The following is a 26,877-nucleotide window of genomic DNA, read 5'->3' as shown; positions in this document are numbered from 1 at the left end:
GACATGCGCGTTGCGCGTCCGCCGTTGCGTTGCCCGCATGCAGTGGTCGGTTCTGGGGGCAGTCGCACGCGTGGCAGTTCGCTGCTGGAAATGCTGCTGGTCATTGCGTTGATCGCGATGGCCGGCGTGCTGGCCGCCGCCGCATTGAACGGTGGTATCGACGGCATGCGGCTGCGTACTGCCGGCAAGGCGATCGCCTCGCAGTTGCGCTATACGCGCACCCAGGCGATCGCCACCGGCACGCCGCAGCGGTTTCTGATCGATCCGCAGCAGCGTCGCTGGGAAGCGCCTGGCGGCCACCACGGCGATCTGCCGGCGTCGCTGCAGGTGCGTTTCACCGGCGCGCGCCAGGTGCAGTCGCGGGAAGATCAGGGCGCCATCCAGTTCTTCCCCGATGGTGCCTCTACGGGCGGCCGGATCGACCTGCAGGTCAAGGACGCGCGCTGGCGCGTGGACGTGGGCTGGATCACCGGCGAAGTCCGTTCCGGACCGCTGCGGACGCCTGCGCCATGAAGCGTCAACGCGGTTACACCCTGATCGAAGTCATCGTCGCCTTCGCGTTGCTCGCGCTGGCATTGAGCCTGTTGCTGGGATCGTTGTCCGGTGCGGCGCGCCAGGTACGTGCGGCCGATGAAAGCACGCGCGCCACCTTGCACGCGCAGTCGTTGCTGGCCGTGCAAGGTATCGAAAAACCACTGGTTCCCGAGCAGCAGCAGGGTACCTTCGAAAACGGGCACTTCCGCTGGTCGATGGACGTGCGCCCCTATGACGAGCCGCGGCGCAATCCGCAGGCACCGGTCGCGCCGGGCGGGCATCGCTTGCTGCAGCTGACCCTGGTGGTGCGTTGGGGCGAAGCGCCCAACCAGTTGCTGCAATGGCGCACCCTGCGCCTGGTTGCGGCCAGCGCGCAGGACGGGACGCTGTGAGCCGGTCGCGTAGTACAGGCTTTACCTTGATCGAGGTGTTGCTGGCCACGATGTTGCTGGTCGGCGGGCTGACGCTGGCCTTTGCCACGTTGCGCTCGGCCAGCGCGGTGAGCCAGCGCGGCGAAGCGATCGCACAGCGCAGCGAGCGCGTACGTGCGGTGGAAGAATTCCTGCGCCGGCGGCTGGCGGCCGCGTTGCCGCTGGCCATGGGCATCGATCCGCAGAGCCAGCAGCCGATGCTGTTCATCGGCGAGCCGCAGCGCATGCGCTTTGCCGCCGACATCCCGGATTACCTGGGCCGTGGCGGACCGTATCTGCACGACCTGTCGGTGGCTGGCGATGGCGAGCAACGCCGCCTGCAGATTGCGCTGACCATGTTGCAATCGGGCAAGTCGATCGAAGAGGGCACCGCCTTGCCACCGGAGACGCTCGCCGACGGCGTGCAACAGGTGAGCTTCCGGTATCGCGGCATGGACCCACAAAATGGCCGCCTGAGCGCGTGGCTGCCGCAGTGGGAATGGCATGACCGGCTTCCGCTGATGGTGCGCATCGAGATTCGCAGCAGCGACGCTCCCTGGCCGCCGGTGGTGGTGGCGTTGCCGCAATCCAGCAACCCGGGAGCCGGGCAATGAGCCGGGCGCGCGGTGCCGCGCTGGTGCTGGTGTTGTGGTTGATCGCGCTGCTCACCGCGATGATCGGCGCATTCGCGCTGACCGCACGTGTGGAAGCCTTGCAGGGCAGCATGCTGCGCAATGGCGCGCAGGCGCAGGAATATGCGCGTGCCGGCCTGGAATACGCACTCTCGCGCTTGCAAAACACCGACACCCAGGCACGCTGGCGCGCGGATGGCCGGCGCTATCGTTGGCGGATGGACGATGCCACGGTGGAAATCCGCATCACCGATGAAAGCGGCAAGGTGGACCTGAACATGGCCGAGCCGGCGCTGCTGGCCGGGTTGGTGCGTGCAGTCGGCGGCGAACAGGGCCGCGATACGCGCATTGCCGGCGCCATCGTCGATTGGCGCGATGGCGATTCGCTGAGCCAGCCCGGTGGCGGCGCGGAGGATCGCGATTATGCCGATGCCGGCCTGCCGTACGGCGCGAAGGACAGCCCGTTCGAAACCCTGGGCGAACTGCGTCTGGTGCTGGGCATGGACAGCGCGTTGTATCGCAAGCTGTTGCCCAACATCACCTTGTACAGCGGCCGCTCGCGTCCGGAAGCGCGCTTTGCGCCCGGCCCGGTGTTGACCGCGATGGGGCTGGATGCGCAGCAACTGCTGGCGCAGCGTGACGCGCCGCTGGGTTTGCCGGGCAGCGAGGCGACGGTCGGTGGCTCTGACACTTATAGTATCGAGAGCCGGGCGCGACTGAGTCAGGGACGCGAGGCTGTGTTGCGGGCGGTGGTGTCCACCAGCGCGTCTGCGTTGCCGGGATCGGCCTATACCGTGTTGCGTTGGGAAGAGGGAGCAGCAGTGCAATGACCGCATGGCGGGATACCTTGGGTCGTATCGGCGTACGCGCCATGCCGGGAGCCGGAGGCTTCTGGCGTTGGTGGCAGCACTCGCTGCTGGCGTGGTTGCCGCAGCGTTGGCAATGGCAGTTGGGCCTGTCGCAGGCGCGGCTGCTGTTGCAGCTAGACGGCGAGACCTTGCACCTGGTGCGCCAGCGCGATCACAGCCGCGAGGCGATCGCCAGCCTGCCGTGGCCGGTGCAGCCGCAGGAAGTCAATGCGGTGCTGCCGACCGCGTTGGAAGGCTTGCCGCGGCATTGGCTGTTGCCGGCCGCACACACCTTGCGGCGCCCCTTGCGTCTGCCGGCCGCTGCTGCGGCGCGGCTGCAGGATGTGGCGCGCTTCGAGATCGACCGGCAAACCCCGTTCACCGCCGACCAGGTGTATTTCGACGCGCGCGTGCTCGATGTGCGCGAAGACGGCCAGCTCGACGCCGAACTGGTGGTGGTGCCGCGGCGCATGATCGATGGCCCGGCCGGTGTGCCCGATGCCTGGGCGACGGCCTTGTCCGGGATCGACGTGGCCGATGCGCAGGGCGCGCCGCTGGGCGTGAATCTGCTGCCGCCGGCACGCCGCCTGCGCCGCAGCGACCCGATGCAGCGCTGGAACCTGTTGCTTGCCGCTACCGCCGTGGTGTTGCTGGCAGTGGCCGGTTGCCTGCTGCTGGACAATCGCCGCCAGGCCGCCGACGACCTGCGCGCCAAGGTACAGGCCAATGCCGCGCGCGCGCGGCAGGTGGCCGCCGAACGCCAGCAACTGATGGATCTGGTCGAAGGTGCCACCTTCTTCCAGAAACAACGCGCCACGCGCCCGACCTCGGTGGAAATCTGGGACGAGTTGAGCCGGCGCCTGCCGGGCGGTACCTATCTGGAAAAATTCTCGGTCGAAGGCGGGCAATTGCAGCTGATCGGTTTGAGCAACGAAGCCTCCTCGCTGGTGCGTCGTCTGGAAGGCTCGCCGCTGTGGCGTACGCCATCGCTGACCGGCGTGCTGCAGAGCGATGCCGGTCGCAACGTCGACCGTTTCACCATCACCGCCGAGCTGGCCGGCCCCGATGCCAAGGAGGCGGCCGATGCCACGCAGCGTTAAGCGCGACCGCTGGATCGCCTTGGGCCTGCTGCTGCTGGTGCTCGGCGTTGCCTATCTGGTCCTGGTGCACCCCTGGTTCACCCAGCCGATGATCGCCGTGCAGGACGACCTGCAAGCGCTGCGCGAGCGCGAACTGCGCGTGCGCGTGCAATTGCAGCAGGCGCCAGAGGTCAGCAAACGGCTACAGCAGGCGCGCCAGACCCTGGAAAGCCGCCCCGGCTTCCTGCCGGAAACCTCGGCCGAACTGGCCTCGGCCGGGCTGGTGCAGCGGCTGGAACGCGCGGTGGTGGAAGCCAGCCCCGGCAATCGCAGCTGCGCCATCAGCAACCGCTCGCCGCTGCAGCCGGAGAGCAAGGACCGCTTCACCCGCGTGGCGGTGCAGGTGCGCCTGCGCTGCGGCACCCCAGAGCTGGCCTCGGTGCTGTACAGCCTGGAAAACGGCAGCCCGCGGCTGTTCGTGGACAACCTCAACGTGATGGCGCAGCGCTACCAACTCTCGCCCAACGAAAGCGGCAACGGCCTGGACATCGCGTTCGAGCTGGCAGGTTATCTGCGGCCCGGTGCCAGCGCTGCGCCGTTGAATACCGATGCCGCGCCCGCCGCCGCCGCCGGGGAGGCCAGCAATGCGCCTTGACCTGATCGGTTTGCGTACCTGGTTGCTGGCCACGGTGGTCGGCTGGGCGCTGCTGGTGTGCATCCTGGCCGTGGCCGGGCTGGGCAAGCGGGTGGAGCTGCTGCCGGACGACCCGGCGCTGGTGCAACGCCTGCCCAGCTTGCCGGCGCCTGCGCCGGAGCGGCTGGGGGCGTTCGAAAAATATTCGGAGATCGCCGCACACCCGGCTTTCGCCGAAGACCGCCTGCCGCATCCGTTCTTCCTGTCCGGCAACGATGGCAGCGGCGCGGCCTCGACGGTGCGCCTGACCGGCGTGCTGCTGACCGACAACTTCAAGATGGCCACGCTGACCCTGGACCCGCAGGACTCGGTGCGCGTGCAGCTCGGCGGTGAAGCGGTCAAGGGCTGGCGCCTGCTGGCCCTGCAGCCGCGCAGTGCAACCATCGAGGGCCCCGGCGGCACCCAGACCCTGGAGCTGCACGTGTTCAACGGCCAGGGCGGGCAACCGCCCACCGCCAACGCCGCCGCGCGTGGTGCGGCGGGCGCGGTCCCGCCGTTGCCGTCGCCCGATGCCGCCGCGACCGTGCAACCGCCGCAGCAGCCGCAGCCTGCCACCCCGCCGGCACAGCAGCAGCCTGGCGGGCAGGCCCCGCCGACGGTGCCGCCGCAACGCAGCGATGGCGCGCAGGAAGCCCCACGCCCCTCCGACGATCAGATGCGTGCCATCCGCGAACGTATCGAAGCCCGACGCCGCCAGCTGCAACAGCAGCGCCAGAGCGGCTCTACCCCCGGTCAGACCCAATGAGTGAACGCATGACGCCGCGCCTGTTTCCCGTGTCCCTGCTGATTGGCCTGCTGGCCGGTTGCGCCACCACTCCGCCGCCGGACGTGCGCCGCAATGCGCGCCTGGACCCGCAAGTCGGCGCCGCCGGCGCCACCCAAACTGCGGCCGATCAACGTGCCGACGGCAACACCAGCGCCAAGCCCAGCCCGGTGATCCGGCGCGGCAGCGGCACCATGATCAACCAAAGCGCGGCGGCGTCGCCGTCGCCGACGCTGGGCATGGCCAGCAGCGGCAGCGCCACCTTCAACTTCGAAGGCGAGTCGGTGCAGGCGGTGGTCAAGGCGATCCTGGGCGACATGCTGGGGCAGAACTACGTCATTGCGCCCGGCGTGCAGGGCACCGTGACCCTGGCCACGCCCAACCCGGTGTCTCCGGCGCAGGCCTTGAACCTGCTGGAGATGGTGCTGGGCTGGAACAACGCGCGCATGGTGTTCAGCGGTGGCCGCTACAACATCGTGCCGGCCGACCAGGCGCTGGCCGGCACCGTCGCGCCCAGCACCGCATCGCCGTCGGCCGCGCGCGGTTTCGAAGTGCGCGTGGTGCCGTTGAAGTTCATCTCCGCCAGCGAAATGAAGAAGGTGCTTGAGCCCTATGCGCGCCCGAACGCCATCGTCGGCACCGACCCGGCGCGCAACGTGATCACCCTGGGTGGCACCCGCGCGGAGCTCGAAAACTACCTGCGCACCGTGCAGATCTTCGACGTGGACTGGTTGTCTGGCATGTCGGTGGGCGTGTTCCCGATCCAGTCCGGCAAGGCCGAAAAGGTCAGTGCCGATCTGGAGAAGGTGTTCGGCGAGCAGAGCAAGACGCCCAGCGCCGGCATGTTCCGTTTCATGCCGCTGGAAAACGCCAATGCGGTGCTGGTGATCACCCCGCAGCCGCGCTATCTGGATCAGATCCAGCAGTGGCTGGACCGCATCGACAGCGCCGGCGGCGGCGTGCGGTTGTTCTCCTACGAGCTCAAATACATCAAGGCCAAGGATCTCGCCGATCGGTTGTCGGAAGTGTTTGGTGGGCGCAGCAACGGCGGCGATTCCAACGCATCGCTGGCGCCGGGGGCGGAAACCAGCGTGTTGGGTGGGCAGCTAGGCAATCGCGACAGCAGCATGGGCGGCAGCTCCGGCCTGACCGGTGGCAGCATCGGTGAAAGTGGGAGCAGCAGCGGCACGATGGGCGGTGAGTTCGGCGGCAGCGGCACCGGTGGCAGCAGTGGCAGCAGTGGCGGAGGGCTCGGTAACGGCAGCCTGCAGTTGTCGCCGCGCAGCAACGGCAATGGCGCGGTAACCCTGGAAGTGCAAGGCGACAAGGTCGGCGTGTCGGCGGTGGCCGAAACCAACACCTTGCTGGTGCGCTCCACCCCGCAGGCATGGACGTCCATCCGCGATGTCATCGAAAAGCTCGACGTGATGCCGATGCAGGTGCATATCGAAGCGCAGATTGCGGAGGTCAATCTGACCGGCGAGCTAAGTTACGGCGTGAACTGGTACTTCGAAAATGCGGTCACTACGCCGTTCGATGCTAATGGCAATGGGGGCCCCGCACTGCCATCTGCCGCCGGTCGCAACATCTGGGGCGACATCGCCGGTAGTGTGACTGGCAACGGCGTTGGCTGGACATTCCTCGGCAAGAATGCCGCAGCCGTCATCAGCGCGCTGGACCGGGTGACTAATGTCCGCCTGCTGCAGACGCCATCGGTGTTTGTGCGTAACAACGCCGAGGCCACGCTCAATGTTGGCTCACGCATTCCGATCAATTCCACTTCGATCAACACCGGTCTGGGCAGCGACAGCAGTTTCTCTTCGGTGCAGTACATCGATACTGGTGTGATCCTGAAAGTGCGTCCGCGGGTCACCAAGGACGGCATGGTGTTCCTGGATATCGTGCAGGAAGTCAGCACACCCGGTGCACGACCTGCAGCGTGTACGGCGGCGGCAACCACTACAGTCAACAGCGCTGCCTGCAACGTCGATATCAATACACGTCGCGTCAAGACTGAAGCTGCGGTGCAGAGTGGCGACACCATGATGCTGGCTGGGCTAATCGATGACAGCACGACCGATGGCAGCTCCGGCGTGCCGTTCCTAAGTAAGTTGCCAGTTGTAGGGGCCCTGTTTGGTAGCAAAACCCGCGACAACAACCGCCGCGAAGTCATCGTGCTGATCACCCCGTCGATCGTGCGCAACCCGCAGGAAGCGCGCAATCTCACCGACGAATACGGCCAGAAGTTCAAGGCCATGGAGCCGCTGAAACCCAGCCAGAAGCCGCAATGAGTGCGGCACTGCCCGTCGTGCTGGTGCCGGTCGGCACCGACGACGAGGCGCTGGATGCGTGCCTGGGTGCATTGGATGTGGCCACGCCCGCCGGTACGCGGGTGTGGCTGGCCGACGATGCGCAGGCCGGCCCCCGCGGCCGCGCCGTCATCGAGCACTGGCTGGCGCGCACCCAGCTGCAGGCGCATCACACCCGTCGCCAGCGCATGCTCGGCGAGGTGGCGCATCTGGATGAAATGCTCGCCGCCTGCGGCGACGCCGACGTGGTGGTGCTGGGGGTCGATGCCTGCCCGCTGCCCGGTTGGTTGCGTCAACTCACCGCGTGTTTTGCGCGCGATGCGGCGATCGCCACGGCCACGCCCTGGAGCAATGTGGGCGAAGCCTGTAGCTGGCCGCGCCTGGGCGAACTCAATCCCATGCCGGATGCGCCGGAACGCCTTGCCGCTGCCTGTGCGGCCATGCCGCCGCTGCATCCGGAGTTGCCATCGGCGATCGGACATGCGGTGTTGTTGCGTGGCGCCGCACGGCGCAAGGCCGGCGGTCTGGATGCCAGCAGTTATGGCTCCTGGTATGCCGCGCTGGTGGACCTCAGTCTGCGCATGGGCGGGCTGGGATGGCGCAATGTGTTGTGCGATACCGCCTTCGTCGCTTCGCCGCACGAAGGCCGCCCGGCCGATGGCGACATGGATGCCCTGGCCACGCGCTGGCCGGCCTGGCATGCACGCCTGGCCAACTTTTTGATGCACGACCCGCTGCGTGCGCAGCGCGACCAACTGACCCAACTGCTTGCCGACCTGCCACCGCCGGACCCGCAACGCATGCTGTTCGACGCGTAGAACAGCTGCCAAGTGGCATGCGCATCGCCAGGCGGGCGCAGCCGGTGTTCGGTGCGGCATGTAGCACGCATACAGTGCAGTTCCTTGAGCGCTGTGCCCTGCAAGCTGACGACTGCTCGCCGTGCGATGAGTGCAGAGTGTTGTCGGCCGCATCCTGATGGATGCCGTCGGAAGTTCAGGTCAAACGCATTGGAAGTCCAGATCAAACGCTGAGTGGGTCGAGTGCGCGGTGCCCTCGCCGCTCGCGGGACACGCCGTGCATCCATCCGTGGAGGCTCGGTGGCGGCATCCATGCCGCCACACGGTCCCGCAAGCGGCAAGGACACCGCACCAGGCAGGTTGCTGGTTGCTTTGTTGAAAACCGCGCACACCGATCATCTCGACTGGCTCTTGCCACCCGCCCTTGCGGGACCTTACGCGGCATGGATGCCGCGCAGGAGCCTACATGCACGTACTTGCAGCGTGTCCCACGAGGGTGGGTGGGCAAGGGCCCTGCAGCCAGGCCGCAGATCAGCCGGCCTGCAGTGGACTGACGTTGTCGGCCGCTCTAAGAAGCTGAGCGCGTCGGCGCCTCGGTGCGCACCACCACGTCCAATGCGTCGTGACGCCAGGATTCGATATCCAGCTCCACCGCACGGCCGTCTTCGGCAAAGCTGATCCGCTGCAGGCGGAAACACGGCGTGCCGGTGGTGGACTGCAGCAGCATCGCCTGCGTCGCATCCAGCCCGGCCGGATGCATTGAGACCTGCGCGCGGCTCAGGAACAGCCCCAGCTTCTGGTTGAACACGCTCGACAGCGATCCGGCCAGGTCGTGTTCGAGCAGGCCCGGTGCCCACGCGGCCAGCACCACATTGGTTTCCAGCAGCACGGCGCGGCGGTCGATCCAGCGCCGGCGCTGCAGCACGAAGACGTCTTCGTAGGGCGTGTCCAGGCGCAGCGCGGCCGCAACCGCAGCGCCTGCGGGCTGGCGGGTGGCACTCAACAGTTCGGTGCGCGGCTTGCGGCCTTGCGCGGCCACGTACTGCATGAAGCCGGCGATGCTGGTGGGGTCGTAGCGCACGCGTGGCGCGCTGACGAACCAGCCACGGCGGTTCTCGCGGTAGATGCGGCCTTCGGCTTCGAGATGCTGCAAGGCTTCGCGCAGGGTGATGCGGGTGCAGCCGAAGCGCTCGGCAAGCGCGCGCTCCACCGGCAGGCGCTGGTCCGGTCCCCATTCGCCCGCGGCGATCTGCGCGGCAATGATGTCGGTGATGGCGTGTTGGCGCGAGGCGGTCATGCGGCGCACCGCCAATCGGAGATACGGACCATCGGCAAGGCAATGAGATGAAGATCGTGCATGCCGCGATGGTAAAGAAGAACGCGCACGCAAACCGCGCCGGGCTCAGCGTGCCGCCGTCGGGTTCTGGTTCTGTTGGGTTTTCCAGCTGCGCCAGCCGTAGACCGCCAACGCCACGAAGCCCGCGTAGAGCAGGGCAGTGGGATACAGCGCCTTGCTGACGAACACGCCGACGTAGATGCAGTCGAGCACGATCCACAATACCCAGTTGGCGATGCGTTTGCGCGCCGCCCACACGCTGGCGACCAGGCTGAAGCTCGCCAGTGCCGCGTCCAGCCAGGGCAGTGCGGCATCGGTGCGGTGATGCATGTAGGCGCCGAGCGCAGCAGCGAACGCCGCGCCGATGCACAGCGACAGCCACAGTTCCGCAGCCGGCATCGGCAGCGGGCGAATCCGCGTGTCTGCAGCGGCGCCGCGTTGCCAGTGCCACCATCCATAGAGCTGGGTCAGCACGTAGACCCCTTGCAGCAGCATGTCCGAGTACAGCTTCCACTGATAGAACAGCCATGCGTACAACGCCACCGCCACGATGCCCACCGGCCAGCACCAGCGGATGCGCCGCGCGGTCAGCCACACGCCCAGCAGGTTGATCACAACGGCGATGGATTCGAGCAACGACATGCAATGCCTGATGGAAAGTGGACAGCGGTGGAAGGAGTGCAACCCGTGCAAAACAGTGCTGCGGTCGGAAGTGGATGCGGCGCGATGACCCGAATCGGCGTGCGATGCAAGCGCGACAGCGCCCTCACCGCAGAGCGCCTGCCTTGAGTCCTTAGCACAGGTGACTCGCTGCGACATCCTTCCCCCGCCTGCGGGGGAAGGTGCCCGAAGGGCGGATGGGGGGCAGCAGCAGACGTCAAAAATCCACCTGCACCGTCAACCGCGCCGTGCGCGGCGCACCCGAAGCACAGGTGACACGCTGCGACATCCTTCCCCCGCCCGCGGGGGAAGGTGCCCGAAGGGCGGATGGGGGCCGCAGGCCTCAAGAATCCACCTGCACCGTCAACCGCGCTATGCGCGGCGAGCCCGAAGCACAGGTGACGCGCTGCGACATCCTTCCCCCGCCTGCGGGGGAAGGTGCCCGAAGGGCGGATGGGGGCAGCAGCAGACGTCAAAAATCCACCTGCACCGTCAACCGCGCCGTGCGCGGCGCACCCGAAGCACAGGTGACACGCTGCGACATCCTTCCCCCGCCCGCGGGGGAAGGTGCCCGAAGGGCGGATGGGGGCCGCAGGCCTCAAGAATCCACCTGCACCGTCAACCGCGCTATGCGCGGCGAGCCCGAAGCACAGGTGACGCGCTGCGACATCCTTCCCCCGCCTGCGGGGGAAGGTGCCCGAAGGGCGGATGGGGGCAGCAGCAGACGTCAAAAATCCACCTGCACCGTCAACCGCGCCGTGCGCGGCGCACCCGAAGCACAGGTGACACGCTGCGACATCCTTCCCCCGCCCGCGGGGGAAGGTGCCCGAAGGGCGGATGGGGGCAGCAGCAGACCTCAAAAATCCACCTGCACCGTCAACCGCGCCGTGCGCGGCGCGCCCGAAGCACAGGTGACGCGCTGCGACATCCTTCCCCCGCCCGCGGGGGAAGGTGCCCGAAGGGCGGATGGGGGCAGCAGGCCTCAAGAATCCACCTGCACCGTCAACCGCGCCGTGCGCGGCGCACCCGAAGCACAGGTGACACGCTGCGACATCCTTCCCCCGCCTGCGGGGGAAGGTGCCCGAAGGGCGGATGGGGGCAGCAGTAGGCCTCAAAAATCCACCTGCACCGTCAACCGCGCCGTGCGCGGCGCACCCGAAGCACAGGTGACCCGCTGCGACATCCTTCCCCCGCCCGCGGGGGAAGGTGCCCGAAGGGCGGATGGGGGCAGCAGCAGGCCTCAAAAATCCACCTGCACGGTCAAGCGCGCCGTGCGCGGGGCACCCGGAAACAGATAGGCATCGCCCTGGTATTCGCCGGAATCACGCCAGTAGCGTTTGTCGAACACGTTGTCCACGTTCAACCGCCAGGTGGTCGCCAGGCCCCCCAGCGCAGTGGCGTAACGCGCACCCAGGTTGGACACGGTGTAGGCCGGCACGCTGGTATTGCCGAGCCGGTCGGCGAACTTGCGGCCGCTGTACTGCACGCCTGCCAGCAGCGCCAGGCCATCGATACCGGGAACGCTGTAGTCGGCCTGCACGCTGGCACGCAGCTTGGGCACATTGATCGCCTGATGGCCTTCGTAGTCGGCAATGTCGGTGTCCTCAGCACGCGCGCGGATGGCGGCGACGCTGGCGAACACGCGCAATTGCTCGGTGGCCGCACCGTCGGCAGACAGTTCCAGCCCGCGGTTGTGCAGCCGGCCCTGCTGCACGAACCGCAGGCCGCCATCGGCCTGCGGTTGGGTGAACTGGTACGCCTGCCGGATATCGAACAGCGCCGCGCCCAGACGCAGCCCATCCAGCTCGAACTTGGCGCCGGTTTCCAGCTGGTAGGCACTGGTCGGCGGCAGGATTTCATCGGCGTTGTCGGCAAACCAGGGCGCCGTGCCACCGGCGGCAAGGCTCTTGGCGTAGCTGGCATATAGCGAGATGTTTTGCTGCGGCTTGAACAACAGCGCGGCCTGCGGCAGCACCGCATCCTTGCGGGTGCGCCGTTCCAGCAGGCCATCGCGGTCGAAGGCGCGCTCGTCCAGGCGCACCGCGCGCGCACCCAGCGCCAGTTCCCACTGTGCGCCCAGGCCGATGCGGTCGGCCAGCACCAACGCGCGTTGACGGCTGTCCAGGCGCCGTTGCTTGGGGTCCAGCGCGACGTCGGTCTGTGCAAACACTTCGGGGTCGCGGTCGATGCTGCCGCTGCCGACGAACTCGTTGACCGAGCCGAAACGATCGATGGTGCGGCGCAGCCAGTCGCCGCCGATGCTCAGGTGATGCTCCAGCGCACCGGTGACCACGTGGCCTTCCAGCGTGGCGCGCAGCTGATCGTGCACGCGGGTGTCATCGGGGCTGCGATAGTCGTAGATGTCGTACTCGCCTTGCGCGCTGAAGACGTTGGGCGCGGCGATGTCGGCGCAACTGGCGGCGCCATAGCAGCCCCAGGCAAATGCGGAGAAATCGTTGATCACCGAACGGCTGCGCGAGGCCTCGGCAGTGGCGCGCCAGTCGTCGTTGAACTGATACGCATAGCGCAGCTGCGCGTTGAGCGAGTCCATTTCCACCGGTCGTGCCCACGGCTGGTAACCGAGCAGGCGGTGCACATCGATGTCGCGCGGCACCTGCGTGCCTCCGAGCAATTGGTAGCCGGGCACCGAGCGTTGCTGACGATGCTGGTATTCCACGTCCAGCTGCAGCAGCGAGTGCGCAGTGATCTTCCAGTCGCCGGCCAGCGACAGGAAATTGCGGTAGCCATCGGCGTGATCGACATAGCTGTCGATGTTTTCGCGCGCGGCATTCACCCGCAGGCCCAGCGTGCGCTCGGCGCCGAACCAGTCGCCCAGATCGGCGGCGAGGTAGCGCGAGCCCTGCTCGTCGGTGCCCAGGGTCACGCTGCGCACATGCTCGGGGCGCTTGGTGCGGTAGTCGATCAGACCGGCCGGCTCGTTGACGCCCGACTGTAGCCCGGCCAGGCCTTTGAGGATCTGCACCTGCTGCTTGTTTTCCAGCGCAATCGACTGCTCGCCGACCGCGCTCAGCCCGTTGATGCGATAGCTGTTGGCGGCATTGAGCGAATAGCCGCGCACCACGAAGTTCTCGTAATAGCCGATCGGCGCATACGCATCGCCGGCGGAGGCATCGGCGCGCAGCACCTCGCTGAGCACGCGCGCCTGGCGATCGAGCAGTTGCTGGCGCTCGATCACTGCGATCGAGGCGGGCGCATCGAGCAGGCGGGTGGCGCCGAAACCGCCCAGTGCAGTGGCGGTGTCGCCGCGTTCGCCACGTACAGTCACCGCGTCCAGTTCCACCGCATCGGTATCGGGGCGTTGCTGTGCCAGTGCCGGCGCGGCCAGGCAGAGCGTCAGTGCGAGCGTGAGCGGGCAGCAGGAGAGCAGGGTGGGGCGCAATGCAGGCATGCGAAAGACTCGAGAGAAGGAGAAAGCGCTCATGGCGAGCGGCGTGCACGCGCGTGCAGATGCGCGAGCAGGTCCTGGCCATCGGGGCTGGCGAACCAGTCCGCATGGCCGAGCAGGTACCGGTGATAGGCGATGTCCACGTTGTCGGCGGAACGGGTGATACCGGCGAAGTATTCGATCTCGCTCAGCGCAAAATCCGCATGCACGATGGGCAACAGCGCCGCCAGGCACTGCAGCTGCGCACCCGTCAACGGGCGGTGCAGGGCGTACCCGTCGAGCAAGGCATCGAGCTGGGCGAGCTCGGGCCGCGCGCGTGCGCCGGCATCCAGCTGCAGCCAGGGCACCAGGTTGCGTTCGATGGCGGTGGCCAGATCGAACAGCGCGCTGCTGCAGTCGCTGAGGCCGAAGTCGAAGATCGCGCTGACCGCCGCGTGGCCGTCGGCGTCGGTGGTCCAGAGCAGGTTGGACGCATGCCAGTCGCCATGCGTCCACAGCGGCGGCATCGCACCCGGCGCAGACAGCAGCGGCCAGGCCTTGGCATGCCAGGGCAGCAGATGGGTGGCCAGGTCGCGTTGCCAGGCAAAGCGCTGCAGGGCCGCCGCCAGGTGCGGCCGCGTTGGCAGCGTGCGCTGCAGCGCCAGCAGTGGCTCGGCCTGCGCGAACAGCTGCAGGTTGGCGACCAGCACGCTGGTGGAACGTGGCGGCGCATCGAAGCCCTGCGCCGCGCGGTGTAGCTGTGCCAGCGCCACGCCCGCCGCCTGTGCATGGGCGCGGTCGGCGAACGGCGTCCACGACAAGGCGTCGCGGTACAGGTCCTGGCCGGCGCCGACGCGTTGCACCTCATAGACCCATTGATCCTGCGCCAGCGCAGTCTGGCCGCCGGCCGCATGCAACACCTCCACCACCGGTGCGCCGGCCCAGCGCAGATGTGCCATGAAGCTGTGTTCCTCACGCAAGGCCGTGGCACTGCGCACGCTGCAATGGTGGCGCTTGACGATCACCGGCCCGGCCGCGGTTTGCACGCAGGCCGCAGCGGAGAACGGACGCGCGCTATGCCAGCGCACCACCTCGCCACCGCCAATGCCGGCGAACCGCTGCAGCACGCGCTGGATCTCGTCCACGGTCAGGGCAGGCCAGTCCGGCAGCGCCAGCTCCAGGCTCATGCCGTGGACCTGATGGGTGGCACTCATCGGGCACCCCACGGCGCGTGCGCTGCGGGAATCGCGGGTGGTATAGACCAGGTGGATGGAAGCGTATCAGCCGGACCGGTGCGCAGGCCGGTGAAACGAAGGACGGCGCTGCCGGGCCGTCGTTGCCGCGCTGGCCGCATCAGGCCGCCGCGAGGCAAAAGGTGAAAAGGCAGCGGCAAACCACGCGGTTGCTGGCTGTCATCACTGGAATCGAGTGTGGGGTTGCGCCGCGAACGGCACCGACGCAGGCCGCTGGGCCGCTGTCGGGCGCGCAGTATGCCCGCTGCCGATGCCGTCCGCCATGTCGGCGCTGCCAAGAAGCCAGGAGTTGGCGTCGACGGTTCGCGGGGTGGCCCGGCCAGCGCGGTGAGTGGTTGAAGCGGGGCGGCGCGTCGTGCCGTACTGCGTCGTGGGCAATGAGGTTGCTTTGCGTCGCCTATTTTGTCGGGCCATGGTCGTGGCGCGGTGGGCCCGCCACCCACGTGCTGGCTGGAACGCCGCCGGACCGTCCTCCCTCGCGTGCAGATGCCCGGGGCTCACGCGCGTGCTGGGTGCAGCACCACGCACTGCCAGGACCTCGCCGGAGGATTGCAGCGCGCAGGCGCAGGTTTCCGCCAGGTACCTGAGCGATGGGGTGGCGTTCGGCCCAGACGCCGATTGGGGAATACCGACAGGTAGCCCTGTGCTGCGTGCAGACGTCCGGAGGCTTACATGCGCGCTGGGTGTGCAGCACCACAGGGACGCCAGGATTTCGCCAGAGGTTTGCAGCGCGCAGGTGCAGGTTTCCGCCATGTATCTGAGCGATGGGTTGGCGTTCGGCCCAGGCGTTGATTGGGTAATGCCAACGGACCGCCGTGTGCTGCGTGCAGATGTCCTGGAGGCTCACATGCATGCTGGGTGCGCTACGGCATCCCCGGGCGACGCCTGAGGTCTACAGCGGGCAGGCGCATGGTCCCCGCCACTTACCTGAGCGCTGGGTGCGCGCTCCGTGCGCATGCCATGGCGCGGCGACGGCTTGCCACCGGATAATGCGCGGATGACCCCTGTCCAGATCGCCGCCGTCGTTGTCACCTACCAGAGCAGCAGCACCATCGATGCCTGCCTGTCGCGGCTGCGTGCGGCCGAGGGCATCAGCGAAATCCGCGTTGTCGACAACGCCTCCAGCGACGACACCCTGGACGTGGTGCAACGGCATGCCCTGGCCGATGCGCGCGTGCACTTCATCGCCAACCCGGACAACCCCGGCTTTGCCACCGCCTGCAACCAGGGCGCGCGCGCCTCGCACGCCCCGTGGCTGGTCTTCATCAATCCGGACCTGATGGTCGAGACCGATACGCTGGTGCAGCTGTGCGCCCGTGCCGCCGGGCACGCTGCCGTGTTGCTGGGGGTGGAACAGGTGGACGAACAGGGCCGGCCGGATGCGGCCGTGCGACGTCGCGACCCCGACTTTGCGGCGATGCTGCGTGCGCCGCGTGCCGCCGCCCAACTGGCGGTGCCGGCCGACCCGTCCACGGCATTGCAGCGGGTGGATGCCATTTCCGGCGCGTTGATGCTGATGCAGCGCAGCCTGTTCGACCGGCTGGAGGGCTGGGATGGCCACTACCGGCTGCATGCCGAGGATCTGGACCTGTGCCGGCGCGCGCGCCAGGCCGGTGCGCTGGTCGCGGTGGCCAATGATCTACAGGTGGTGCATGTGCGCGGCGTGTCCAGTCGCTCGCGGCCGTTCTTCGTGGAATGGCATAAACATTGCGGATTGTGGCGGTATTTCCGCAAGTTCGAGGCAGGCCAGCGCGGTCTGCCGACCCAGGTTGGCGTCTGGCTGGCGATCTGGACCCACGCCGCCGTTCAGGTGCCCAGATTGTTACGTTCGAAATGAATTTCCGCGCGTTAAATTGGTGATAAATCTGTGATGGGGGAGCGTTCGCAACTGTGATACGTTGCGCGACGAAGTGTGATCTAGCCCGTGCTTCCTGTCCCTAACGGGTCCCCCATCAGGAATCGTACAAATGTCCTTACAGAACGACCCGCGCTCGCGGGTACGTCAGTCGTGTCTTACCTCCGGGCAGTCCAGTCCGGTTGCTGCATCGTCCACTCCTGTCCGTAACGCCCGCCGCCTGTCGGTGGCCGCGACGTCGGTACTCGCCATGGGTTGCGCGCTGGCCGCGTTGCCGGGTAGCGCCATCGCCGGTGCCTGGACCCAGCCGCAGGGCGACACCTTGGTGATCGTCAAGGCGCTGCATAGCGATGGCCGAGGATGGTTCGACGACAGTCACCACCGCACGACCTTTGGCGACGGCCAGCAATTCGACGGCAACGGCCGCAGTCGCCAGGACCAGCTCAATGTCTACGTCGAGCATGGCCTGACCGACAAGCTCAGCGTCATCGGCAATTTCTATTTCAACGATATCGGCTTCAGCAGCCACGATGCCGTCAGCGGTCGGCAGCGGACCACCACCACCGGCTTTGCCGATCAGGAAGTCGGCTTGCGCTATGCGCTGCCGAGTGCACAGAACGACGTGTGGCGCAGCTCGGTGCAGGCGCTGGTCAGCATCCCCGCCTATGGCCGCAGCAAGACCTATCATCCGAATAATCCCGGTGCGAATTCCGATCCTGCGCTTGGCCTGGGCGACTATGGCCTAGAGCTGCGTTACAGCCGCGGCCGCGGTTACACACTGGGCGGGCGCAACGGCTACGTCGATCTGGGGGGCGCAGTGCGCCTGCGCGGCAGCGCTGCCTCCGACGAAGTACGGGTGGACGCGTCCACCGGTCTGAGCCTGACCTCGAGCTGGTTGTTGCTGGGCGAGCTCAATGTGATCCAGGGCCTGGGCAACGGGCGTAGCAACTTTGATGTCCCCGGTTCTGCTGGCGGCGTTGGCTTCGTCGCCACCGGCACCAACTACGACCTCACCAAGCTGCAGCTATCCACGCTGTACACCGCCCCGGGCGGCAGCCAGTGGCAGGTGGGGTATCAGCAGCCGGTGATGGGCCGCAACACCGGTGCCGCAGGCGGGCCCTTCGTGGCCGCCTGGTGGCGATTCTAAGGACGCCACGCCATGACGGTCACCTGCGAAATGGATGCGCTGGGACGGGCGCCGGACATCGGCCGCGAACGCGGGCTGCTGGGTCGTGCGCTGGTTTCGGCAGGCGTCATCACCGATGAGCAACTGCGGGCGGCGCTGGCGCTGCAGCAGCGCTGGAACTCGCGCCTGGGCGATGTGATCCTGGCCCAGCGCGGCGTGCCGGCGCAGCGCTTCTACGCCATCGTGGCGGCGCACTTCGGGCTGGACTTCATCGACCTGGTACAGCAGCCGCCGGATCCGACGCTGCTGGTTCCCGGAGATCTGGACAGCTATGCGCAGCGTCTGCTGCTGCCGTGGCGGCGCGAGGACGGCGTGCTGGTGCTGGCCGTGGCCGACCCGGACCCGGCGCTGTTCGCCTGGGCGCGCGCGCACTACGGCGAGGAGGTGCGCTTTGTCGGCACCGCCAAGTTCGACATCATCTGGAGCCTGCAACGCCACGCCGACGAGCAGCTCACCGACAACGCACTGAACCTGCTTGCCGCGCATGCACCGACTTATTCGGCACGCCAGGTGGTCACGCACGGGCAGAAGATCACGCTGTGGGTGCTGGCCGCCCTGCTGGTGGTGACGTTGGCGGTGTTTCCGGTGCCGGCGTTGATTGCCGTCAACGTGCTGGTGGCGCTGGGCTTTCTGGCCACCTTCGGCCTGAAGCTGTTGCTGGTGTGGTTCGGCTCGCGCCACCGCATCGACATCAAGGTCACCGAAGACGAAGTGGCCGCGTTGCGCGACGACGACCTGCCGGTCTACACCGTGCTGGTGCCGATGTACAAAGAGCCGGAGGTCCTGCCGATCCTGGCCAACGCGCTGCGCAAGCTGGATTACCCCATCAGCAAGCTCGACGTGAAGCTGGTGCTGGAAGCCGACGACTTAGACACCATCGAGGCGGCCAAGAAACTCGGCCTGGAAGCGTTCTTCGAAATCATCCGGGTGCCGCCGTCGCAGCCCAAGACCAAGCCCAAGGCCTGCAACTACGCGCTGCACTTTGCGCGTGGCGAACTGCTCACCATCTACGACGCCGAAGACAAGCCCGAGCCGGACCAGCTCAAGCGCGTGGTGGCGGCGTTCCGCAAGGCAGAAAAGGATGTGGTGTGCATCCAGGCGCGGCTGAACTACTACAACGCCGACGAAAACTGGCTGACGCGGATGTTCACGCTGGAGTACACGCTCTGGTTCGACTTCTACCTGCCGGCGCTGGAGTACCTGCGCATCCCGATTCCGCTGGGCGGCACCTCCAATCACTTCCGTCTGGATGTGTTGCGCCAGGTGCGCGCATGGGACCCGTACAACGTCACCGAAGACGCCGACCTGGGCGTGCGGCTGATCCAGAACGGCTATCGCGTCAACGTGGTCAATTCCACGACGTTCGAAGAAGCCAACGTCAGCATTCCCAACTGGATCCGGCAGCGCTCGCGCTGGCTCAAGGGCTACATGCAGACCTGGCTGGTGCACATGCGCGACCCGGTGCATCTGTATCGCAGTACCGGTTTCAAGGGGTTCTGGGGGTTCCAGTTCTTTATCGGCGGCGGATTTTTCACCGCGCTGGGCGTGCCGGTGCTGTGGGCGTTGTATGCGGTGTGGATGCTCACCGGCACCACCATGTTCGACCGTTTCTTCCCGCCGTGGCTGGCGGCGGTGTCGCTGGTCAATCTGCTATTGGCCAACGCGTTCTTCATCTACATCACGCTGGTGGCCGCGTTCAAACGCGACTACTTCAAGTTGGCGCCGTATGCGCTGACGGTGCCGTTCTATTGGGCGTTGCAATCGATCGCCGCCTACAAGGGGCTCTGGCAGCTGATCCACAATCCGTTCTATTGGGAGAAGACCACGCATGGCATCAGCAAGCATTCGGAAAACGAGCGCCGCGCCGCACTCGAAGAGTGAGCCGGCTGCCGCGCGTGGCGACAGCGGCCTGCCGGCGTTCCTGGTGGCGGTGGTGGGGCTGTCGCTGCTGAGTCAGCCATTGCTGGTGCAGTCGCTGGGCAGCGCCGCACCGGTCGCCACCCCGGGCGTAGGCGTGCCGGCCAGCGGTCTGCTGGCGTGGGCGGTGGAGCTGGCGCTGCATCGCTGGGATCTGCCGTTCCAGGTCTGGCCGTTCTTGGCGGTGGCGGCCAATGCCCTGTTCCTGTCGCTGCTATGGCGCGATCTGGCCGGCGTGTTCGGGCGGGGCTGGGCCAGCGGACTGACCCTGCTGGTGGGTTGCAATCCGCTGTTCCTGCTGCCGATCGCGGCCGGCGGCAGCCAGGCGGTGGGGCTGCTGGCGTTCTATGGCCTGTGCCGCACGCTGCGGCGCCTGCAGGCACCGGTGGAAGCGTTCACCTATCTGCGCATCGCCGGGTGGCTGTGCATCTTGCTGTGCCTGGACCTGCAGACGTTGGCGCTGTCGACGATGGTGGCGCCGTGGCTGTTGCTGGTGATGCCGCCGCAGATGCTGCGCAAGGCGCCGGGGTCGTTCTACCTGGTGTGCTACCTGCCGTTTGTCTTTCTGGTGGGCATGTGGGCCTACGTCAATCTGACCGTGTTCAACGCGCCGTGGCCGACGCTGTCGAGCATTGCGCAGGGCGCGCATCCACTGCCGTTGCCGCTGGCCGCGCAGGCGCAGGATTGGCTGCCGGCGGTGCGTTGGGGCGTGGCCGCCCTGGTGTGCTTCCCGGTGCTGGCGCTGGTGGTACGTGCGCGCAGCGCGGCACTGGCCCGTGGCGTGGTTGCCAGCGCCGGGACCGTGATCTGCGCTGCGGCGCTGTCGTTCGCCTTCGGCTGGGCCGGGTTCGATGCGCTGGTGCTGCTATGGGTGCCAGCCGCGTTGCTGCTGCGCGCCTTGCAGCCGGACCAGCGCAGCCAGGCAGCGGGCTTGCTGCTGCTTGGCCTGCTGGGTGCAGCCTGGGTGCAACCGCAGGGCTGGGGGAGCTGGCTGCGCGCGGTGCCGGCTGATGAACAGGCGTTGCTGCAGGGCGAGGCGGTGGTCATGACGGCGCCGGCCTCGCTGCCGTTGGGCCGCGCGGCAGCGCAGCCGGCGAATGCGCCGGTGGTGGAACCACAGGGCGCAACGCAGACGCCATCCGTGCTCGGTGCATCGACGCTGGCCAGCGCTCCGGAGGCAGCCGTAGGCACGACCACCGGCACCATGGCGCCGCCGGACACCACGCATGCGACCCTGGGCACGCCCCACTGCGTGCAGGGCACGGCAGCGTCGACCACCGAGGCAGCGGCTGCATGTTCCAGCGCGTTCTGACCTTCGCTGCGGTGCTGGGCGTGTGCCTGCTGGCCAATGGCTGCAATGCGGCCGCGCCGATGTGGATGGGCGCCAACGTCAAGGTCTCGGCCAACGCGCCCTGGGAAAGCTCCGCCGCTGCGCAGTCGCTGCAATCCCTGGCCGCCACCGGTGCCAGCAAGGCCTTGCTGGTGGCATTCGTGTGGCAGGCGACACCGCACTCCAACGACCCGGTGCTCGGCAGCGACAGCAGCCTGGAGGCGATGCGGGCGGCGCTGCGCCAGAGCCATCGCGCCGGCCTGAGTCCGACGCTCAAGGTGCATGTCTGGATCCCCGGTCACTGGGCTGGCGAGGTGGCGCCCAGCGACCAGGCGGCCTGGTTCGCCGCATATCAAAAGACGTTGTTGCCGCTGGCACAGCTGGCCGAGGACGAACACGCCGAGGCGCTGGTGATCGGCACCGAGCTGCGCAAGCTGCAGGACGCACCGCAATGGCCGGCGCTGGTAGCGGCGGTGCGCAAGGTCTATCGCGGCAAACTGTTGTACGTGGCCGATGGCATGGAGCACGCGGAGAGCTTCCGTTACTGGTCGCTGTTCGATGCGGTGGGCACCAGCCTGTATCCGCGCCTGTCCGAAGCGGCCAAGCCACGCACCCAGGAAATGAATGCCGCCGCGCAGCGGCTGCAGCAATTGGGGCAGCGCGTAGGCAAGCCGGTCTGGGTGGCCGAGCTGGGCCTGCGCTCGGCGCGCGGCAGCCTGGCGGCACCGTGGGAAAGCCCGGAGCAACGCACCGCAGCGGTGGATACCCGTCTGCAGCTGCAGGTGTTGCAGCAATGGCGCACGGTCTTGCAGGCACACGGCATGGACGGCATTGCGCTGTGGTGCTGGTACACCGATCCGGCCGCCGGCGGCGTGGGCGACAGCGACTTCACCGTGCAGGGCAAGCCGGCGCAGCAGGTGCTGGCGCGCTGAGGCGCTGATGCGCTGATGCGCGACAGTGCTCGGCGACAGGCCAGTGCGGGTAGGTGAGGTGCCGCGGCCGATCTCGTCCATCAACACCCGCGACGGTGGTGTGGCGTGATGCAGGATGGTCGCCACTCGTTGCAAGGACTCAGGTGCTGGATCTGCGCTCCGCGGTCTTGTGGATCCGACCGGTGCCGCCGGTGCGTGACACCAGGCAACCAAGGCCCCATGCGGCTCCCCGGACGCCAACGGCAATGCGACGAGGCCACCGTGCTGGGGCGTGCGCCCCTGAGCGCAGGCTCCAGCGCGACGCAGCCCGCGGTTCGGTCATGCCCACTTGCACGCGCGCGCGCTGCCGCTGCGGGCATAATCCGGCGGCATGATCATCCATTCGTTGCTCGACACCGACCTGTACAAATTCACCATGATGCAGGCGGTGCTGCACCAGCATCCGGCCGCGCAGGTCGAGTACCGCTTCAAGTGCCGCACGCCCGGCGTGGACCTGGCGCAGTTCATCGATGAGATCTCGCGCGAGATCGACGCGCTGTGTCGGCTGCGCCTGCGCGAGGACGAGGTGGACTACCTGCGCAGCCTGCGCTTCATCAAGCCGGACTTTGCCGACTTCCTGGCGCTGTTCCACCTGGATCGCAAGTACCTGCAGCTGTCGGCGTCCACCACCCACCCGGGCGAGATCGAACTGACCATTCGCGGGCCGTGGCTGCACACCATCCTGTTCGAGGTGCCGCTGCTGGCGATCATCAACGAGGTGTGGTTCCGCAACACCTCCGAGCCGGATTTCGAAGAGGGCCGCAGCCGCTTGCGCGCCAAGGTGAGCAGCCTGCGCAGCATGCCGGCCGGCTGCAAGATCGCCGATTACGGCACCCGGCGGCGTTATTCGCGGCATTGGCATGGCGAGCTGTTGCCACTGCTGCGCGACGGGCTGGGCGAGCAGTTCGTGGGCACCAGCAATGTGTACTTCGCCAAGCATTACGGGCTGACTCCGCTCGGCACGATGGCGCACGAATACCTGCAGGCATTTCAGGCGCTGGGACCGCGGCTGCGCGATTCCCAGGTGGCCGCGCTGGAGTCGTGGGCGCGCGAATACCGCGGCGACCTGGGCATTGCGCTGTCGGACATCGTGGGGCTGGATGCGTTTCTGCGCGATTTCGACCTGTATTTCTGCAAGCTGTTCGACGGCATGCGCCACGATTCCGGCGACCCGTTCGAATGGGGCGAGCGGGTGATTGCGCATCTGGAAGCCCATCGCATCGATCCCAGGACCAAGGTGCTGGTCTTCAGCGATGGCCTCAACATCGACAAGGTGATGAAGCTGTACCAGCACTTCCACACCCGCTGCCGGCTGGCGTTCGGGGTGGGCACCAGCCTGACCAACGACCTGGGGCCGACGCCGCTGCAGATCGTCATCAAGATGGTCCGCTGCAACGGCCAGCCGGTGGCCAAGCTGAGCGATTCGCCCGGCAAGAGCATGTGCGAAGACGCCGGCTACCTGCGCTATCTGCGCGACGTGTTCGGCCTGCCGCCGGTGCCGGAAGGCGCCTGACCCGCGGCGGCAACGACTGACGCAGGCCGGCAGTAACTGCCGAAAAGTGTGGGCAGCTGTCAGGGAATGCCCGGAAAAGTGAGATGCATCTCTCAATCGCCAGTTGGCAGGCCTTAACATTGGCATCACGCTTGCATCACTTTTGCTGCATGCGTCGTATGTGACGTCCCTCCCTCGCGAAGCTTGTCGAATGCCCGCACTCGATCCACTGTCGCTCTACCGCACCCGCAGCTGCTCCCGCCAGTGGCTGGGCTTTGTGCGGGCGATGGCCGAGGAGTTCGGTGCCGAGTTACCCGAGCATGATCTGGCCACCCTGATGGCGCGTATCGGCCGCCGCTTCGCGCGTGAGCACCGGCTGGCGCCCTGCACCACGCTGGACGAGGTGCAGCAGGCCGCCAATACGATCTGGGACGGCTGCGACTGGGGCCAGTGCGTCATGGACGAACATGCCGACCACGTGCAGATCCGCCACGGCGGTGCGCCGTTGGGGGTGGCCCTGGACGGCGCGGCGTGGAGCGACGGGTTCTTGCAGGGTGTGTATGAAGGGTGGTTCCAGCAACTGGGGATGCTGGCAGGCCTGGAGGTGCAGACCGTTCCGGGCGAGACCGTCGATTTGCGCCAGTTCGTACTGGCGCGGACGGCATGAGCATGTGTGATCGGGCAAGGGGACTGTGATGGCACCGAAGAACACCAAGAATGCACCTGGACATGACGATGTCTCGGGCCTGTTCGCGCGTTTGGGGACGCAGGCAAGCGAGGGCTATCACGACTTCGCCTACACCCAGCTGCCGCCACGCAAGCCAGGTGCGGCGCCGGCCGATGCGCCTGCATCGTCTGAGGCGGCACCGCCTGCACCGGACGCGGTGACGACGGCTCCGCCGACACCGGCGCCGGCGCCACGTGCGCCCGCTGTGCATGCGGCGCACGCTGCCGCGCCTGCCGACGAACCGGCCGAGCTGGCGCCCGCCGATGCGCTGGCGCCGTTGCGCAAGTTGCGCCAGCTGGACGAGTCCGGCCCGCGTGGCCTGCCAGCGCCCGAGCGGCCGGCGCATACGCCGCTGGAGCGCCTGTTCCAGCGCCTGCTGCAGGCCGACGCGCGCGCCTCGGCGCATAGCCCGCTCAAGCGGCTGCGCTCGCGTTGATTCCAGTTGCAGAGTGATCCCCGGCAGGCGCCAGCGCGCGCCTGCCAGTTTCCGTTTTGCCGCATGCCGCCATGCCTGAGAGGAGTTGCCCGATGACCGCTGCCAGTGTCCGTTCCGCATCACCGCTGCCAAGGCTGGCGACCTGGGCGCTGTGGTTGCTGGGTGCGTTGCTGCTGGTGTTCGTGGTGGCTGTGCCAATGGACGTGAACCAGCAGCTGGTGTTCTCCGGCGTGCTGTTCGCCGTGGCGCTGGCGGTGCGCAACCGTGGCGGGCGGGTGGTCATCCTGATGATGATGGGCATGTCCCTGGCGGTGTCGTGCCGCTACATCTGGTGGCGCATGACCCAGACCATGGGCGTGGGCAGCGCGGTGGATTTCATTCTCGGTCTGGGCCTGCTCGGCGCCGAGCTATATGCGTTCGTGATCCTGGTGCTGGGCTATTTCCAGGTGCTGTGGCCGCTCAATCGCAAGCCGGTGCCGTTGCCCGCCGACCAGAGCCTGTGGCCGAGCGTGGATGTCTTCATTCCCACCTACAACGAGCCGCTGTCGGTGGTGCGTACCACCGTGCTGGCCGCCAGCGTGATCGATTGGCCGGCCGGCAAGATCACCATCCACCTGCTCGATGACGGACGCCGCGACGAGTTCCGCGAGTTCTGCGCCGAGGTCGGCATCAACTACGTCACCCGCACCAATAACGCGCATGCCAAGGCCGGCAACATCAACGCGGCGTTGAAGAAGTGCAGCGGCGAATACGTGGCGATCTTCGACTGCGACCACATCCCGACCCGCTCGTTCCTGCAGGTGGCGATGGGCTGGTTCCTGCGCGACACCAAGCTGGCGCTGGTGCAGATGCCGCACTATTTCTTTTCGCCGGATCCGTTCGAGCGCAATCTCGACACCCACGGCAAGGTGCCCAACGAAGGCGAGCTGTTCTACGGCCTGCTGCAGGATGGCAACGACCAGTGGAATGCCACGTTCTTCTGCGGCTCGTGCGCGGTGATCAAGCGCACCGCGCTGGAAGAGGTTGGCGGTGTGGCGGTGGAAACCGTGACCGAAGATGCGCACACCGCGCTCAAGCTGCAGCGCCGCGGCTACCGCACCGCGTATCTGGCGGTGCCGCAGGCGGCGGGACTGGCCACCGAGAGCCTGTCCGGGCATGTGGCGCAGCGCATCCGCTGGGCGCGCGGCATGGCGCAGATCGCGCGCATCGATAATCCGTTGCTCGGTCGCGGGCTCAAGCTCTCGCAGCGGCTGTGCTATCTCAACGCGATGCTGCACTTCTTCTACGGGCTGCCGCGCATCATCTACCTCACCGCACCGCTGGCCTACCTGTTCTTCGGCGCGCACGTGATCCAGGCCTCGGCGTTGATGATCCTGGCCTATGCACTGCCGCATATCCTGCAGGCCAACCTGACCAATCTGCGCGTGCAAAGCCGGTTCCGGCATCTGCTGTGGAACGAGGTCTATGAGACCACGCTGGCCTGGTACATCTTCCGCCCGACGCTGGTGGCGCTGATCAACCCCAAGCTGGGCAAGTTCAACGTGACCCCGAAGGGTGGCCTGGTGGCGCGCAGCTATTTCGACGCGCAGATCGCAAAGCCCTATCTGTTCCTGCTGCTGCTCAACGTGGTGGGCGTGGTCGCCGGCGTGCTGCGGCTGATCTATGTGGGCGGCAGCGGCGAGCAGCAGACGATCTGGTTCAACCTGGCCTGGACGCTGTACAACATGGTGCTGCTGGGTGCCACGATCGCCACGGCCAGCGAAACCCGCCAGGTGCGCAGCGCGCACCGCGTGCCGCTGGATATCCCGGTCAACCTGTACCTGCCCGATGGCAATGTGCTGGTCAGCCGCTCGCTGAATTTTTCCACCGGCGGCATGGCGATCAGGCTCGATCAGCCACAGCCGATCGAACCCGGCCTGCCGGTCCAGATCGGCCTGAGCCATCGTGGCATCGAACAGACCCTGCCGGCGGTGGTGCGGCAGGATCGCGATGGCCAGGTCAGCATCCAGTTCACGCAGATGTCGATGGAACAGGAACGCTGGCTGGTGGCGTCCACCTTCGCGCGCGCCGATATCTGGCTCTCGCAATGGGGCCAGCACGACCGCGATTCGTTCTGGCGCTCGATGGGCCAGGTGCTGGAAGCCAGTGCGCGCGGATTCGGGCGGCTGGGCCGGCATATGGTGGACAGTGCGCGGCAGGGCTTTCGCCCGGCGCGCCCGGTGGATCTGGAGTCGTGAGTTCGATGCGTGCTGTGTCCCTTTCC

The 26,877-nt window shown here is 67.2% G+C and carries 22 protein-coding genes, 1 other RNA gene and 1 pseudogene; 19 read left to right on the top strand and 5 right to left on the bottom strand.

Translation table 11 applies throughout. The features are described 5' to 3' along the window. The first annotated feature begins 3 nt into the window (after window positions 1-3). The 10 genes from xpsH to A7D17_RS21195 all read left to right on the top strand — a co-directional run bounded on the left by xpsH (window position 4) and on the right by A7D17_RS21195 (window position 8,236). Complete coding sequence (gene xpsH, locus A7D17_RS21240) at window positions 4-513, top strand: type II secretion system protein XpsH (RefSeq protein ID WP_064510928.1); 510 nt, start codon at window positions 4-6, stop codon at window positions 511-513. Next, window positions 510-926 carry a type II secretion system protein XpsI gene (gene xpsI, locus A7D17_RS21235; RefSeq protein ID WP_064510927.1) on the top strand — a complete coding sequence of 139 codons (417 nt, stop codon included), beginning with the start codon at window positions 510-512 and terminating at the stop codon, window positions 924-926. Before xpsH ends, xpsI begins: the two co-directional genes overlap by 4 nt. Beyond that, window positions 923-1,558 carry a type II secretion system protein J gene (locus tag A7D17_RS21230; RefSeq protein ID WP_064510926.1) on the top strand — a complete coding sequence of 212 codons (636 nt, stop codon included), beginning with the start codon at window positions 923-925 and terminating at the stop codon, window positions 1,556-1,558. Before xpsI ends, A7D17_RS21230 begins: the two co-directional genes overlap by 4 nt. After that, complete coding sequence (locus tag A7D17_RS21225; protein WP_064510925.1) at window positions 1,555-2,406, top strand: type II secretion system minor pseudopilin; 852 nt, start codon at window positions 1,555-1,557, stop codon at window positions 2,404-2,406. Before A7D17_RS21230 ends, A7D17_RS21225 begins: the two co-directional genes overlap by 4 nt. Continuing rightward, complete coding sequence (locus A7D17_RS21220) at window positions 2,403-3,524, top strand: PilN domain-containing protein (RefSeq protein ID WP_064510924.1); 1,122 nt, start codon at window positions 2,403-2,405, stop codon at window positions 3,522-3,524. The genes A7D17_RS21225 and A7D17_RS21220 overlap by 4 nt, the downstream gene beginning before the upstream one ends. Further along, window positions 3,508-4,158 carry a type II secretion system protein GspM gene (gene gspM / locus A7D17_RS21215; protein WP_064510923.1) on the top strand — a complete coding sequence of 217 codons (651 nt, stop codon included), beginning with the start codon at window positions 3,508-3,510 and terminating at the stop codon, window positions 4,156-4,158. Before A7D17_RS21220 ends, gspM begins: the two co-directional genes overlap by 17 nt. Continuing rightward, complete coding sequence (gene xpsN, locus A7D17_RS21210) at window positions 4,148-4,942, top strand: type II secretion system protein XpsN (RefSeq protein WP_064510922.1); 795 nt, start codon at window positions 4,148-4,150, stop codon at window positions 4,940-4,942. The genes gspM and xpsN overlap by 11 nt, the downstream gene beginning before the upstream one ends. Beyond that, window positions 4,939-7,251 carry a type II secretion system secretin GspD gene (gspD, locus tag A7D17_RS21205; RefSeq protein WP_064510921.1) on the top strand — a complete coding sequence of 771 codons (2,313 nt, stop codon included), beginning with the start codon at window positions 4,939-4,941 and terminating at the stop codon, window positions 7,249-7,251. The genes xpsN and gspD overlap by 4 nt, the downstream gene beginning before the upstream one ends. After that, on the top strand, window positions 7,248-8,087 hold the full coding sequence (locus A7D17_RS21200) for a glycosyltransferase family 2 protein (protein WP_064510920.1): 840 nt from the start codon (window positions 7,248-7,250) through the stop codon (window positions 8,085-8,087). The genes gspD and A7D17_RS21200 overlap by 4 nt, the downstream gene beginning before the upstream one ends. A gap of 58 nt (window positions 8,088-8,145) precedes the next feature. Continuing rightward, a non-coding RNA gene (locus A7D17_RS21195) (sX9 sRNA) lies at window positions 8,146-8,236 on the top strand. Window positions 8,237-8,289: 53 nt separating this feature from the next. On the opposite strand, the pseudogene A7D17_RS25305 reads toward A7D17_RS21195, so the two are convergent. The 5 genes and pseudogenes from A7D17_RS25305 to A7D17_RS21175 all read right to left on the bottom strand — a co-directional run. Next, window positions 8,290-8,480: pseudogene (locus tag A7D17_RS25305) on the bottom strand (hypothetical protein); the annotation flags it as partial. A 154-nt stretch (window positions 8,481-8,634) separates the two neighbouring features. Beyond that, a complete protein-coding gene (locus A7D17_RS21190; protein ID WP_064511005.1) occupies window positions 8,635-9,363 on the bottom strand; it encodes a UTRA domain-containing protein in 729 nt (242 codons plus the stop codon). 105 nt (window positions 9,364-9,468) lie between these two features. Beyond that, entirely contained in the window at window positions 9,469-10,044 is a 576-nt protein-coding gene (gene pnuC / locus A7D17_RS21185; protein WP_064510919.1) for a nicotinamide riboside transporter PnuC, read from the bottom strand. Between the two features lie 1,258 nt (window positions 10,045-11,302). Then, window positions 11,303-13,471 (bottom strand): TonB-dependent receptor, encoded by a 2,169-nt coding sequence (locus tag A7D17_RS21180; protein ID WP_064510918.1) that lies wholly within the window; start codon window positions 13,469-13,471, stop codon window positions 11,303-11,305. Between the two features lie 29 nt (window positions 13,472-13,500). Next, entirely contained in the window at window positions 13,501-14,661 is a 1,161-nt protein-coding gene (locus A7D17_RS21175; protein WP_064510917.1) for a phosphotransferase enzyme family protein, read from the bottom strand. A gap of 1,036 nt (window positions 14,662-15,697) precedes the next feature. Here A7D17_RS21175 and A7D17_RS21170 point away from each other — a divergent pair. From A7D17_RS21170 to bcsA, 9 genes are all read left to right on the top strand, one after another. Next, window positions 15,698-16,537: a glycosyltransferase family 2 protein gene (locus A7D17_RS21170; RefSeq protein WP_064511004.1), complete on the top strand. Its 840-nt coding sequence runs from the start codon at window positions 15,698-15,700 to the stop codon at window positions 16,535-16,537. Between the two features lie 130 nt (window positions 16,538-16,667). Further along, complete coding sequence (locus A7D17_RS21165) at window positions 16,668-17,702, top strand: hypothetical protein (protein WP_064510916.1); 1,035 nt, start codon at window positions 16,668-16,670, stop codon at window positions 17,700-17,702. A gap of 12 nt (window positions 17,703-17,714) precedes the next feature. Beyond that, window positions 17,715-19,622, top strand: a complete 1,908-nt coding sequence (locus A7D17_RS21160) for a glycosyltransferase family 2 protein (RefSeq protein WP_064510915.1) — start codon at window positions 17,715-17,717, stop codon at window positions 19,620-19,622. 49 nt (window positions 19,623-19,671) lie between these two features. Further along, complete coding sequence (locus A7D17_RS21155) at window positions 19,672-20,970, top strand: hypothetical protein (protein WP_161946572.1); 1,299 nt, start codon at window positions 19,672-19,674, stop codon at window positions 20,968-20,970. Beyond that, complete coding sequence (locus tag A7D17_RS21150) at window positions 20,952-21,920, top strand: glycoside hydrolase family 113 (RefSeq protein WP_064510913.1); 969 nt, start codon at window positions 20,952-20,954, stop codon at window positions 21,918-21,920. The genes A7D17_RS21155 and A7D17_RS21150 overlap by 19 nt, the downstream gene beginning before the upstream one ends. 370 nt (window positions 21,921-22,290) lie before the next feature. After that, complete coding sequence (gene pncB, locus A7D17_RS21145; RefSeq protein WP_064510912.1) at window positions 22,291-23,472, top strand: nicotinate phosphoribosyltransferase; 1,182 nt, start codon at window positions 22,291-22,293, stop codon at window positions 23,470-23,472. Window positions 23,473-23,662: 190 nt separating this feature from the next. Continuing rightward, complete coding sequence (gene bcsD / locus A7D17_RS21140; RefSeq protein ID WP_064510911.1) at window positions 23,663-24,118, top strand: cellulose biosynthesis protein BcsD; 456 nt, start codon at window positions 23,663-23,665, stop codon at window positions 24,116-24,118. 28 nt (window positions 24,119-24,146) lie between these two features. Then, on the top strand, window positions 24,147-24,614 hold the full coding sequence (locus tag A7D17_RS21135; RefSeq protein ID WP_064510910.1) for a hypothetical protein: 468 nt from the start codon (window positions 24,147-24,149) through the stop codon (window positions 24,612-24,614). A gap of 92 nt (window positions 24,615-24,706) precedes the next feature. Next, the gene (gene bcsA, locus A7D17_RS21130) at window positions 24,707-26,851 is read left to right on the top strand and encodes a UDP-forming cellulose synthase catalytic subunit (RefSeq protein WP_064510909.1); all 2,145 of its coding nucleotides are present in this window, start codon (window positions 24,707-24,709) and stop codon (window positions 26,849-26,851) included. Window positions 26,852-26,877: the final 26 nt, after the last annotated feature.

It is taken from the genome of Xanthomonas floridensis (assembly GCF_001642575.1).
Taxonomy (GTDB): domain Bacteria; phylum Pseudomonadota; class Gammaproteobacteria; order Xanthomonadales; family Xanthomonadaceae; genus Xanthomonas; species Xanthomonas floridensis.
The sequence above is the reverse complement of the archived record's forward strand: the minus strand, read 5'-3'. Positions and strand labels throughout refer to the sequence as shown.